The sequence below is a fragment of the Burkholderia sp. BCC1208 genome (genome assembly GCF_902833095.1).
In the GTDB taxonomy this organism is placed as follows: domain Bacteria; phylum Pseudomonadota; class Gammaproteobacteria; order Burkholderiales; family Burkholderiaceae; genus Burkholderia.
The window spans coordinates 760,965-773,646 of record NZ_CADFDY010000001.1 but is presented as its reverse complement, the minus strand read 5'-3'; the positions used below and the strand labels follow the sequence as shown (position 1 = coordinate 773,646).

At 68.0% G+C, this 12,682-nt stretch carries 12 protein-coding genes; 5 read left to right on the top strand and 7 right to left on the bottom strand.

Annotated elements, in window-relative coordinates; all coding sequences use genetic code 11:
• Positions 1–160: 160 nt before the first annotated feature.
• Positions 161–1,354 carry an ammonium transporter gene (locus tag HWX09_RS03460; protein ID WP_027783999.1) on the bottom strand — a complete coding sequence of 398 codons (1,194 nt, stop codon included), beginning with the start codon at positions 1,352–1,354 and terminating at the stop codon, positions 161–163.
• 254 nt (positions 1,355–1,608) lie between these two features.
• Entirely contained in the window at positions 1,609–1,944 is a 336-nt protein-coding gene (locus HWX09_RS03455; protein WP_027784000.1) for a hypothetical protein, read from the bottom strand.
• A gap of 195 nt (positions 1,945–2,139) precedes the next feature.
• On the opposite strand from HWX09_RS03455, the gene HWX09_RS03450 reads away from it, so the two are divergent.
• From HWX09_RS03450 to HWX09_RS03435, 4 genes are all read left to right on the top strand, one after another.
• Entirely contained in the window at positions 2,140–2,568 is a 429-nt protein-coding gene (locus HWX09_RS03450; RefSeq protein ID WP_027784001.1) for a hypothetical protein, read from the top strand.
• A gap of 90 nt (positions 2,569–2,658) precedes the next feature.
• Positions 2,659–3,114 carry an Rrf2 family transcriptional regulator gene (locus HWX09_RS03445; RefSeq protein ID WP_027784002.1) on the top strand — a complete coding sequence of 152 codons (456 nt, stop codon included), beginning with the start codon at positions 2,659–2,661 and terminating at the stop codon, positions 3,112–3,114.
• Between the two features lie 132 nt (positions 3,115–3,246).
• Positions 3,247–3,888 carry an NAD(P)H-binding protein gene (locus HWX09_RS03440; RefSeq protein WP_027784003.1) on the top strand — a complete coding sequence of 214 codons (642 nt, stop codon included), beginning with the start codon at positions 3,247–3,249 and terminating at the stop codon, positions 3,886–3,888.
• A 254-nt stretch (positions 3,889–4,142) separates the two neighbouring features.
• The gene (locus HWX09_RS03435) at positions 4,143–4,613 is read left to right on the top strand and encodes an Lrp/AsnC family transcriptional regulator (RefSeq protein WP_006484401.1); all 471 of its coding nucleotides are present in this window, start codon (positions 4,143–4,145) and stop codon (positions 4,611–4,613) included.
• A 31-nt stretch (positions 4,614–4,644) separates the two neighbouring features.
• Here the strand turns inward: HWX09_RS03435 and HWX09_RS03430 are convergent, their stop codons facing one another.
• From HWX09_RS03430 to HWX09_RS03420, 3 genes are read right to left on the bottom strand one after another with little or no spacing between them, the layout of a single operon-like run.
• Positions 4,645–5,418, bottom strand: coding sequence for an ABC transporter ATP-binding protein (locus tag HWX09_RS03430; protein WP_027784004.1), 774 nt, complete (start codon positions 5,416–5,418; stop codon positions 4,645–4,647).
• Positions 5,419–5,422: 4 nt separating this feature from the next.
• Positions 5,423–7,060, bottom strand: coding sequence for an iron ABC transporter permease (locus HWX09_RS03425; protein ID WP_105132429.1), 1,638 nt, complete (start codon positions 7,058–7,060; stop codon positions 5,423–5,425).
• 40 nt (positions 7,061–7,100) lie between these two features.
• A complete protein-coding gene (locus HWX09_RS03420) occupies positions 7,101–8,144 on the bottom strand; it encodes a Fe(3+) ABC transporter substrate-binding protein (RefSeq protein WP_027784006.1) in 1,044 nt (347 codons plus the stop codon).
• Positions 8,145–8,386: 242 nt separating this feature from the next.
• Between HWX09_RS03420 and HWX09_RS03415 the strand changes: the two genes are divergently transcribed.
• Complete coding sequence (locus tag HWX09_RS03415; protein ID WP_006476417.1) at positions 8,387–8,548, top strand: hypothetical protein; 162 nt, start codon at positions 8,387–8,389, stop codon at positions 8,546–8,548.
• Between the two features lie 144 nt (positions 8,549–8,692).
• On the opposite strand, the gene HWX09_RS03410 is transcribed toward HWX09_RS03415, so the two are convergent.
• A complete protein-coding gene (locus HWX09_RS03410; protein WP_027784007.1) occupies positions 8,693–10,060 on the bottom strand; it encodes an amino acid permease in 1,368 nt (455 codons plus the stop codon).
• Positions 10,061–10,354: 294 nt separating this feature from the next.
• Positions 10,355–12,646: an FUSC family membrane protein gene (locus tag HWX09_RS03405; protein WP_027784008.1), complete on the bottom strand. Its 2,292-nt coding sequence runs from the start codon at positions 12,644–12,646 to the stop codon at positions 10,355–10,357.
• Between the last annotated feature and the right edge of the window lie 36 nt (positions 12,647–12,682).

Sequence of the window (12,682 nt, the reverse complement as noted above, 5' to 3'; positions counted from 1 at the left end):
CCTTCGCGACACTGGCGAGCAGCAAGCTTCGCGAAGGCAAGTTGAAATCTGGACCGAAGTGTAGGGATGCTAGATGAAAGTTTTTTGAATTGAAAACGTAATGATGCGTCGGGCCTCCGTCAGGCGGCCCGCTGGATGCCCCTCGGATGCTCGCTCGCGCTCAATCGCGCTCGGGTGTGGCCGAGATGCGGTGGATCGACAGGTCGGCGCCGTCGAATTCGGCTTCGCGATCGAGACGCAGGCCCACGGTCGCCTTCAACGCGCCGTAGACGAGCGTGCCGCCCGCGGTCGCGATCGCGATGCCGCCGAGCGTGCCGACGAGCTGCGACAGGAACGACACGCCGCCGAGACCGCCGAGCGCGGGCAGCCCGAACACGCCGGCCGCGAGACCGCCGAGCGCGCCGCACATCCCGTGCAGCGGCCAGACGCCGAGCACGTCGTCGATGCGCCAGCGGTTCTGCACGCAGGTGAACATCGCGACGAACAGCGCACCGGCCGCGGTGCCCGTGACGAGCGCGCCGATCGGGTGCATCACGTCGGAGCCCGCGCATACCGCGACGAGGCCCGCGAGCGGCCCGTTGTAGGTGAAGCCCGGGTCGTTGCGGCCGGCCATCCACGCCGCGAGCGTGCCGCCGACCATCGCCATCAGCGAGTTCACCGCGACGAGGCCGCTGATCTTGTCGAGCGTCTGCGCGCTCATCACGTTGAAGCCGAACCAGCCGACCGCGAGCACCCATGCGCCGAGCGCGAGAAACGGGATGTTCGACGGCGGGTGCGCGGCGATCCGGCCATCCTTCGCATAGCGGCCGTGGCGCGCGCCGAGCAGCAGCACGGCCGGCAGTGCGACCCAGCCGCCGAACGCATGCACGACGACCGAGCCCGCGAAGTCGTGGAACGGCGCACCGAACGCATGCGTGAGCCAGGCCTGCACGCCGAAGCGTTCGTTCCAGGCGATCCCTTCGAAGAACGGATAGATGAAGCCGACGATGATCAGCGTCGCGACGAGTTGCGGGTTGAACTTCGCGCGCTCGGCGATACCGCCGGACACGATCGCCGGGATCGCCGCCGCGAACGTCAGCAGGAAGAAGAAGCGCACGAGCGCATAGCCGTTGTGCTGCGACAGCGTGCCGATGTCGTCGAAGAATTCGACGCCGTACGCGATCGTGTAGCCGATGAAGAAATACGCGAGCGTCGACACCGAGAAGTCGACCAGGATCTTCACGAGCGCGTTGACCTGGTTCTTCTTGCGGACCGTGCCGAGCTCGAGAAATGCAAAGCCCGCGTGCATCGCGAGCACCATGACGGCGCCGATCAACAGGAACAGTGTGTCGACGCCGGATTTCAGACCATCCATGCTCTAGCTTCCTTGCGCAAAAAACGGGCAAGGAATGCAAGTATCGAGCCAATCTGGTGAACGACTGCGTGGAATTGGTGCTCGGATACGGCGCGATGCGGCATTCCGGTGAATCGTGCACGGGATCGGGGCGTGCTGGACGCCGGTGAAGGACCGTGCCGGGTGCACGCGTGTGGTGCGTCGCGTGCCGAACCGGTGCGTGCGACGAATGAAGCGGTGCGCGGCGATGCGTTGCCGTGCACCGATCTGGCGCGTCAGTGGCGCGCGAACAGCGCGGGCGGCCGGCGCAGCCGCAGCGCGCACGCCGACCAGTAGGCGGCGACGGTCGCCAGCCCGAGCGCGGCGACCGCGAGCGCCGCGAAGCCCGCGACGGACTGACCGTCGCCGTCGGCGCCAAGGATGCCTTGTGCGACGATCAGCGCGGCGGTCCAGAAACCGATCACGGCCTGCGTGAGCAGGCGCGCGCATGCGATGCGGCGCGGACGCCCGGATTCGGCGAGGCGGCGCGCCGACGGCGCGCGCAGGCACAGGAACAGGGTGGCGGCGAGCAGCGCGGCCAGGGCGATGAGCCAGTCGACGAGGAAAGCCATGACGAGGAAAAGGGGCACGGACGAAGCGAATTGCAGCGTGCCCACTTTAGAGGCGTGGCGCCTGCGATTGAATCAGACGAGTCCGAAATTGAAAGGGATTTTTAATGATGGGTCGTCATTGAGCCTGTTCCACAGGCGGTATCATCGACACCGGTCCAACCACGAGGTCGCGCAACGCGCGACCGGAGATTGCTGATGAACATGAAGACATCGCGGGCGCGTCGCGTGCCCGGGTCCGTGCTGGCGGCGGTAGCCGCCGGTGCGCTGCTGTTGCTCGCGGGTTGCGAGAAGTCCGGCACGCCGGCCGCGCAACCCGATACGGCCGCGAGCGCGGCCGCCGATGCGGCGAACAATGCCGCCAAGGCGCTCGACCAGGTGGCGAGCACCGTCAATCAACAGATCAACGCGGCGAAGGCGGGCCTCGCATCCGCGGCGTCGGCCGTGCCGCCGTTGTCCGCAAGCGGCCTCGCGTCGGCCGTGCAGGCGCAGATCGATGCGGCGGCGTCCGCCGTCGTCGCGCATGCGGCTTCCGAAGCGGGCGCGAAGATCGCCGAAGCCGGCAAGAAACTCCAGCAGTGGAGCCAGCAGAACGCCTCGGGGGCGAAGCCCGCGAGCGGCGAATGACGCGGGCTTGCACGATCCTCAAAATGTAATTATGATGGTTACACATGTCGCCGGGTGCGGGTCGGGCCGGCGTCGCCGAGTGAGTCACGAATGAATACCAGCAGCCGGTTCGCGTTTGCCGTTCACGTGCTCGCCTTGCTGTCGATGCAGGAAGGCGTGCCGTTGTCGTCCGACATCATCGCGGGCAGCGTGAATACGAATCCGGCGCTGATTCGCCGGTTGTTGTCGATGCTGGCGGCAGCGGGGCTGACCACGTCGCAGCTCGGTGCGGGCGGCGGTGCGCTGCTGGCGCGCGAGCCTGCCGAGATCACGCTGCTCGACGTGTATCGCGCGGTCGACGATGCGCAACTGTTCGCGCTGCACCGCGAGGCGCCGAATCCGGCGTGTCTCGTCGGGCGGCACATCCAGGGCGTGCTGACCGGCTATATCGGCGACGCGCAGCGCGCGATGGAGGCTTCGCTTGCCACGCGCACGCTGGTCGACGTGACGGCCGACATGCTGGACCTGGAACAGCGTACGCAACGGGCGGCGCGCGCCGGCGGGTGATCGACGGCGGGCAGAGCAGGAAGCCGGGCGGCGCGCATGCGTGGCGATCGGCGCAACGGGGGCTTCGCCCCGTTTTTTTCGGTCTTATGTGTAATTAACTGTGTTACATATTTTTATTTCTGGAGAATCGATATGACGCAACGTTCGTTGAATATCGCGCTGTTCGGCGCCACCGGCATGATCGGCTCGCGCATCGCGGCGGAAGCCGTGCGGCGCGGCCACCGCGTCACGGCGCTGTCGCGCCGTCCGGGCGCATCCGGCGACGGCATCACCGCGAAGGCAGCCGATCTGTTCGACGCCGCCAGCATCGCGGCCGCGCTGCCGGGCCATGACGTCGTCGCAAGCGCGTACGGCCCGAAGCAGGAAGATGCGGCGCAGGTCGTCGCGGTCGCGAAGGCGCTGGTCGCCGGCACGCGTCAGGCCGGTTTGAAGCGGCTCGTCGTGGTGGGCGGCGCCGGTTCGCTCGAAGTCGCGCCGGGCAAGCAGCTCGTCGACACCGAAGGTTTCCCGGACGCGTACAAGGCGGTCGCGCTCGCGCACCGCGACGCGCTCGACTACCTGAAGACGGTCGCCGATCTCGACTGGACCTTCTTCGCGCCGGCCGCGCTGATCGCGCCGGGCGAGCGCACGGGCGCGTTCCGCACGGGCGTCGGCAAGCTGATCGCGGACGCCCAAGGCAACAGCAAGATCTCGGCGGAAGACTACGCGGCTGCGTTCGTCGACGCCGTCGAGCAGGACAGCTTCGTGCGCGAGATCGCGACGGTCGCGTATTGAGCGGCATGACGGCCGGCGGCGGGTAAGCGCCGGCCGGCGCGCGACGTGCAAGCCGCGACGCGCGGCAATTTCAGGCGATTCCGCCCTCCCGGGTGGCGTCGCCTGTTTCATTTGGCGCGGCGAGTGCGCGGCGAAAGCGTCGTGTGCACGACGGATCGGTATTTACACCGGTCGACGCAACGAGGCAGTTTTCATATTGTTCCCCGTTGGGCAGGATGAATAGAATAAATTTCTATCGACGAGGGAATGGAGAAATGGACGCCATCGATCGCAAGCTGCTGGAGCTGCTGCAGGCGGATGCCACGCTGCCGATCGCGGAGCTGGCACAGCGCGTGAATCTGTCGCAGACGCCGTGCTGGAAGCGCGTGCAGCGGCTGAAGGAAACCGGCGCGATTCGCGCGCAGGTCGCGCTGTGCGATCCGCGCAAGCTCGGGGTCGGCACGACCGTGTTCGTCGCGATCCGCACGAACCAGCACACGGAGGAATGGGCGCAGCGTTTCACGCAGGCGGTGCGCGACATGCCGGAAGTGGTCGAGGTCTACCGGATGAGCGGCGAGACCGACTACCTGCTGCGCGTCGTCGTGGCTGGGATCGACGACTACGACCGCGTCTACAAGCAGCTGATTCGCACGGTGCCGCTGTTCGACGTCAGTTCGTCGTTCGCGATGGAGCAGATCAAGTATTCGACCGCGCTGCCCGTGCGCGATCTGGCCGAGCCCGCCTGACGGGCAGGGCCGTCGCGCCGGCGGCGCGGCTTCAGCGGCCGCGCGCGAGCGCGCGTGCGCGCTCGTCGGCCAGTGCGTCGCGGCGCACGAAATCCGCGACGAACGGACTGGCCGGATGATGGTGCAGCGCGTACGGCGTATCCCATTGTGCGAGCTGGCCGTCCTTCATCACGCCGATCCGGTCGGCGATCGCGAATGCTTCCGCCTGATTGTGCGTGACGAGGATCGCGGTGTGGCCCGTCTGCTTCAGGATGTCGCGCAGCTCGAACGCGAGCCGCTCGCGCGTATCGACGTCGAGATTCGAGAACGGTTCGTCGAGCAGCAGCAGTTCCGGCGACGGCGCGAGTGCGCGCGCGAGGGCGACGCGCTGCTGCTGGCCGCCCGACAGTTCATGCGGATACGCGTCGCCGGAATCGGCGAGGCCGACGAGTTCGAGCATCTGCGCGACGCGCAGGCGCCGCTCGGTCTTCGGCATGCGCCGCAGGCCGAACGCGACGTTGTCGGCCGTGCTCAGGTGCGGGAACAGCGCGTAATCCTGGAACATCATGCCGATGCGCCGCCGCTCGGGCGGCAGATCGAGCGACGGCGCCGCGACGGGCGTGCCGTCCAGCACGATGCGCCCCATGCGTACCGGCTCGAAACCGGCGATCGCGCGCAGGACGGTGGTCTTGCCGCAGCCGGACGCGCCGAGCAGGCAGCCGATGTCACCGCGCGGCAGCGCGAGGCTCAGGCCGTCGACCACGGTGCGGCGGCCGTGCGGCGTGTCGTAGGCGACGCAGAGGTCGTCGAGTTCGAGCAGGTTCACGGTGTCAGGCTCCGATCTTGTGGCGGGTGCGAGCGAGCAGGATCACGGGCACGAGCCCGGCCAGCACGATCGCGAGCGCGGCGACCGCGCCTTCTTCATAGGTGCCGCGCGCGGCTTCCGCATACAGCCAGGTCGCGAGCGTGTCGAAGTTCAACGGGCGCAGCAGCAGCGTGGCCGGCAGCTCCTTCATCGCGTCGACGAACACCAGCAGCGCGCTCGTCGTGAGCGCGGGCCGCAGCAGCGGCAGATGGACACGGCGCAACGTGCCGCCGGCCGTCTCGCCGAGCGAGCGCGCGGCCTGTTCGAGCGACGGCGGAATGCGCGCGAGGCCGGCCTCGATGCCGCCTGCCGGGATCGCGAGGAATCGCACGGTATAGGCGATCACGAGCGCGGTCGCCGAGCCCATCAGCAGCAGCCCGTCGCGGCCGAGCGCCGCGCCGAACAGCCGGTCGGCCGCCGCGAACGGGATCAGCAGGCCGATCGCGAGGACGGTGCCCGGCACCGCGTAGCCGAGGCTCGCGATCCGCGCGCACAGGCGGGCAGGGCCCGCCCGCGCGCTGTCGCGCTGCGCGCGGGCGGCCCACGCGACGACGAGCCCGCACGCGAGCGTCGCGACGGTGGCGGCGGTCGCGATCGTCAGCGTGTTCGCGAGCCCCGTCATCAGTTGCGCGGACACGCCGCCGACGAGGTGCAGCCGCTTGCCGGTCTCGACCGCGAGATAGGCGGCCGGCGCACCGAAGCCGAGCAGGACGGGCAGCCAGCCGAGCGCCGCGGCGCCCAGCGCGGCCGCGCCGGTCAGGCGGCGCGGCGCGATCGGCCGCATGCGTCGGCCATGCGCGTAGCGCTGGCGGCGGCGCCCATAGCGTTCGAGCGCGATCATGCCGACGACGATCGCGAGCATCGCAAGCGCGATCTGCGCGGCGCCGGCGAGATCGGAGCGCGTGATCCACGTCGTATAGACGGACACGGTCAGCGTCTGCACGCCGAGAAATTCCGACGCGCCGATATCGTTCAGCGTTTCGAGCAGCGCGAGACTCACGCCGACCGCGATCGCGGGCCGGGCAAGCGGCACCACGACGCGCCAGAACGTCGCGAGGCGGCCGGCGCCGAGCGTGCGCGCGGCCTCGAGCAGGCTCGCGGACTGCGTGACGAACATCGCGCGCGTGCTCAGATAGACGTACGGATACAGCACGAAGCCGAGCACGAAGATCGCGCCGGGCAGCGAGCGCAGATCGGGCAGGCGGAACTGCCGCGGGCTGTCGAAGCCGAGCAGCCAGCGAATCGCACCCTGCACGGGGCCGATCGGATGCAGCAGGTCGAGATACGCGAATGCGACGATGTAGGTGGGCACCGCGAGCGGCAGCAGCAGCGCCCAGGTCAGGATCCGGCGGCCGGGAAAATCGTAGGCGGTGACGAGCCATGCGCAGCCCGTGCCGACGAGCGACACGATCGTGCCGACGCCGGCGAGCAGCAGCAGCGTATTGACGAGCGCCTGCGGCAGCACGAATTCGGCGAGATGCCGCCAGTGCGCGAGATCGGCGTCGAACGCGGCGGCCACGAGCACCGCGAGCGGTGCCGCGACAGCCGCGGCGATCGCCAGCGCCGCGAGCAGCCACAGGCTGCCCGCGCGCGGCCGCGGCAGCGATCGACGCGGCGCGCGGTAGGCGCGGGTAGGCGATGCGTCAGTTGTCAAAGCCGACCTTGTCGACCAGCTGGCTCGCCTGCTTGCGATGCTTCGCGATCTCCGCGAGCGGCAACGGGTCGACCTTCAGCGTGCCGAAGCTCGCGATCACCGGGTCGAGCTTCACGTTCGCGCGCACCGGATATTCGTAGTTCGCCTGCGCGTACAACGCCTGCGCTTCCGGCGATACCAGGTACTCGAGCAGCTTCACCGCACTGGCCTTGTGCGGCGCATGCTTCGCCACCGTCGCGCCGCTGATGTTCACGTGCGTGCCGCCGCTCTTCGCGTTCGCGAACGTCGGGCGCACGACCTTGATCGCGTCGCCCCATTTGCGCGCATCGCTGCCCGGCTCCGCATTCTTCATGTGGCCGACGTAGTAAGCGTTCGCGAGGCCGACGTCGCAGATTCCACCGAGGATGTCGCGCGCGACGTCGCGGTCGCCGCCGGTCGCCTTGCGTGCGAGGTTCGCCTTCACGCCGCGCAACCATTGCTCGGTCGCGGCCTCGCCGTCGTGCGCGATCATCGCCGCGACGAGCGCCGTGTTGTACGGATGCTGGCCCGACCGGATGCAGACCTTGCCCTTCCATTTCGGATCGGCGAGATCCTCGTAGCGGAACGCATCGACCTTCAGGTCCTTTTCGACGTACAGCACGCGGTCGCGCAGCGACAGCGCGTACCAGTCGCCATTCGTGCCGCGCAGGTTCGCGGGAATCGCGTCGTCGAGGGTCTTCGAGCGCACCGGTTGCGTGACGCCGCCGTCGACGAGGTCGAGCAGGTTGCCGACGTCGACCGTCATCAGCACGTCGGCCGGCGACTGCGCGCCTTCCGCCTTCACGCGCTCGAGCAGGCCGTCCTTCACGAACACCGTGTTGACCTTGACGCCGCTCTGCTTCGTGAACGCGTCGATGAGCGGCTGGATCAGCTTCGGCTCGCGGGTGGTGTACAGGCTCACTTCCTCGGCCGCCTGGGCAAGCGGCGCGAAGGCGGCCGCGGCCAGGGCGAGGGCGCCGGCGAGCGGCAGCAGGCGGGTGCGCGGATTCGACATGAAGACTCCGGTGGGGCAGGTGGACGAGGGAGCGTTCCGGGGCGCGCCTGCCGCCCGAGCGATCCGGAACATTACAAATCGAAAGATTCTGGATTCTAAATCGAAATGGGAACGATTATCAAATGAAAGCTTGCGGCAAGCGGCCGGGAAGGCGGGGGAGGGGATTGGAAACGGGGCGGTGCAGCGCGGGCGCAAGCGCGTAGAATGCCGGCTTCGACGAATTAGACGGAATCGCCCCGACCATGAACGATCAGCGCAAGAAGAACCCTGTCCGCAACGTGAGCATCCTGATCGTCGTGGCCGTGCTGCTCGTGATCGGGACGATCCTGTACAACGCGATTTCGCAGAAGCACGCGTACGACGAGGCCCATCCGGCCGAGGCCGCGAGCGCGGCGTCGCACTGAGGTGCCGGTGCGCGGCCCGCTCGGGTCGCGCGCGGGGCAGGCGAACGGAGTCGCTCCGCGGCTTCCGGCGCGACGGGCGCCGCGCAACCGGATAGCAGAAGGCGCGCCGGAACCGGCGCGCCGCATGGGCAGGTCAGCCGTGCGTCAACGTGACGCGGGGGCGAATTTCGGGCGGATCCGTGCGTAGAACACGGCCGCGAGCAGCGCGAGCCATGCCGCGCCGACATACAGTGCGACGCGCGTATCGTCGAACCAGCCGAGCATCACGATCACGAAGCCCATGAATGCGATCGTCAGCGCCGGCGCAACGGGCCACAGCGGCACCTTGAACTTCAGCGCGGCGACTTCGGCGCTCGACAGGCGGCGACGCATCGCCACCTGCGACAGCAGGATCATCAGCCAGACCCACACGGTCGCGAACGTCGCGATCGCGGCGACCACCAGGAACACGTCCTTCGGCATCAGATAGTTGAGCAGCACGCCGACCAGCAGCGCGCCGGCCATCACGAGCACCGTGACCCACGGCACGCCGTGGCGCGACGTCGTCATCAGCACGCGCGGCGCCTGACCCTGGCGCGCCATCCCGAACATCATCCGGCCCGCGCCGAAGATGTCGCTGTTGATCGCCGAGATCGCCGCGCTGATCACGACGAGGTTCAGGATCGTCGCGGCGGACTTCACGCCGAGCGTCGAGAAGATCTGCACGAACGGGCTGCCGTCGCCGCCGACGCTGGTCCACGGGCCGATCGACATCAGCACCACCATCGTCAGCACGTAGAACAGCAGGATGCGCGCGGGCACCGCGTTGATCGCGCGCGGAATCACGCGCTCCGGGTCCTTCGCCTCGCCGGCGCTCATCCCGATCACCTCGATTCCGCCATACGCGAAGATCACGACCGACAACGACGCGATCAGCCCGCCGATTCCGTTCGGCAAGAAGCCGCCGTGGTTCCACAGGTTCGCGAACGTCGGCACGTCGGCCGAATGACCGAAGCGCATGCCGGTCAGCAGGATCGCGACGCCGCCGCCGATCATCGCGACGATCGCGCCGACCTTGATGATCGACAGCCAGAATTCGAGCTCGCCGAACACCTTCACGTGGCACAGGTTCAGCCCGCAGATGATCGCGACGACGCCGAGCACCCAGATCCATTGCGGGACATCCGGAAACCAGAAGCCCATGTAGATGCCGAACGCGGTGATGTCGGCGATCGCGACGATCACCATTTCGAGCGTGTAGGTCCAGCCGGTGACGAAGCCCGCGAACGGGCCGAGGTTCTCGGTCGCGTAGTGGCCGAACGAGCCCGCGACGGGGTCGCGCACGGCCATTTCGCCGAGCGCGCGCATCACCATGTAGACGGCCGCGCCGCCGAGGAGGTACGCGAGGATCACGGCCGGGCCCGCGAGCTGGATCGCGGACGCCGAACCGTAGAACAGGCCCGTGCCGATCGCCGAGCCCAGCGCGAGAAAGCGGATGTGCCGCGCGCTCAGGTGGCGCTGCAAGTTTTTCATCGAGTCTCCGATATCGTTATGCGACGAACCGGGCGAGCGAGGCTGGCCCGATTGGCTCAAGTTGTCTATACAACTTGAATGTGAACGAATGATAACAAGCCGGGCCCGGTGACCGGAATCGGGTATTCCCTGACTGGCGCGGCGAGCGGAATGGGGCGTGGGGCGGTCGCGCGCCGCGGGCACGGGCCGCGTGGAGCGGGTGGGGCATGCTTCGGGGTAATCGTCGAGCAGGAGCGCGCCGGCGGCCGAGCCGCGACGTGCACGGGCCGGCCTGCCGGCGCGGACTGGCGGAGGTCAGGCGGGCAGGCGGATCACGCTCGCATCCTTGCGGATCAGCAGCGACGACGCGAGCATCTGCTTGCACTGGTGCGCGAGCACCTTCAGGTCGTGCGTGAGCTCGGCGCCGACCGCATCGGATTTTTCCGCGGACACGACCATCGCATCGAGATCGCGCGTGATCTGCTTGGACGTTTCGAGCTGGTCGGCCGGCGGTGGCTCGCCGGCTTCGGCCTTCTCGAGATTGTCGAGCACGGCGGCGAGGCCGCGCTGCAACGCGTCGTCGTGGACGAGGCCGCCATCGGCCGCGCAGGCGCTGCGGATCAGCGGCGCGGCGGCCGTGATCTGCGCGCCGAGCACGTGCGTCTGCACGAGCAGGTCGTTCAACTCGGGCACGAAGCGCTGGTGCGCCTTCGGCTCGATCATCATCCGCTGGAACGCCTGCCCGAGGTTCGCGAACGCGATGTTCACGTCCTTGCGCGCGAGGCGGTAGCGGTAGTCGTCGTCGAGGCTGGCAGCAGGCGTCTCGATCGCCGCGGCTACGCCCGCAACGACGGCCGCACCGTCGGCGGCCGGCACGGGCGGCGACGACATGCCGCGCCCGGCGCGCCAGACGGCCTCGAAATACTTGCGGCTCGCCGTGAGCATGTCGGCGACCTGCTTGCCCATCAGCCGGTATTCCCAGTACGGGAACAGCCGGCTCGCGGCGATCGCGATCATGCAGCCGACGACCGTGTCGATCGCGCGTTCGCCGATGATCCGCATGCTGCCCGGCGCGAGCAGATGGAACATCAGCAGCACGTACGACGACGTGAACACGACGCTTGCCGCATAGTTGAACAGCAGCAGGCTGTAGCTCATCACCATCGACCCGAACATGATCGCGATGAGCAGGTGCGGCTCCTTCACCGTGTAGATCAGCGCGATGCTCGCCGCGCAGCCGATCAGCGTGCCGATGATCCGCTGCGCGTTGCGCTGCTTGGTCAGCGAGTAGCCGGGCTTCAGGATGATGATGGTGGTCATCACGATCCAGTACGCGTTCGTGAGCGGCAGCAGCCGGCCGAGCCAGAAGCCGACCGCCACGGCGATCGTCACGCGCAGCGCATGCCGGAAGCTCGGCGAGCGCATGTTCAGGTTCGAGAAGATCAGCAGCGGCGACATCCGGCGGCGCTGCAGGAAGCGCGTGAGCGCCTTGTCGATCTTCAGTTCGGTTTGCTGCGGATCGGCATGGCCCGACAGGTTGCGGCGCATCCGGTCGATCATGCGCGTCGCGCTCCAGATGCGCCGGAACGTCGCGAGCACGGCCGCATACGCCTCCGCGTTGGTGGCCGCGAAGTTCTTCTTGCGCATCAGCTCGATCTCGTACTCGATCGCGCGCAGTTCGGCCTTGACGCTGACGTGCGAATGCGGCGCGCGGTTCTCGAGCACCGCGAGGCCGATCTCCTCGAGATCGGCGGCCGCCTTGCGGATCAGGTCGCGGTAGAAAATGATCAGATCCGAGCCGCCGAACGTGTTGCGCATCAGCGGGTAGTCGGTGTGTGCGCCGACGAACAGCTCGTGCAGGTCGACGCTGTTGATGAACAGGTTGTACATCGTCGTGCGTCCGGGATCGAGCTTGCCGCGCCGCAGCTTCGGCAGGTTGCGCAGCACGATGTCGCGTGCGGTTTCCTGCGTTTCGACCGCGGTGATCTGCTTTGCAACCAGATTGCGGTAGCACTCGTCGAGATCGGCGTCGAGATCGTAGAACTGCGCGCGCGCGAGCAGGTAGTCGGCGCAGGCGAACAGGCTTTCGGCCAGCGCCTGCTGCTCGATCCGGCGCGCCTGCCATTGCGACACGAGCGTGGCCCAGTACGTGTACCAGAGGCCGCCGGCGAGAATCCAGCCGGCGTTGACGAACGCCTGCAGCGGCGTGAATTTCTCCTCGAGCGTCATCACCATCATGAAGAGCGTCGCGAAGCTGATCTGCGGCCAGCGGTTGCCGTAGACGACGATCAGCGACAGCACGAACGTGAGCGGCACGATCGTGAGCCACAGCGCGAAGATGTTCGGTGTCGCGAGGCCCGTGGCGAGCGCGGCCAGGAAGCCGATCACGCTGCACGCGAGCATTTCGTTGTGCTTGTACTTGAGCGGGCCCGGCATGTCGACGACGCACGCGCCGAGCGCGCCGGTCGAGATCGTGAAGCCGAGCTCCCGGTTGTGAAACACGATCAGGCACAACACGGCCGGCAGCGACACGCCGACCGCGATCCGCAGGCCGCCGAAAAAGTACTGGCTGTAGAAAAACTTTCTGATTTCGACCGAATAGCGCATCGATGGGCTGAATGGCAGACGAAGACGCCCGGGGGC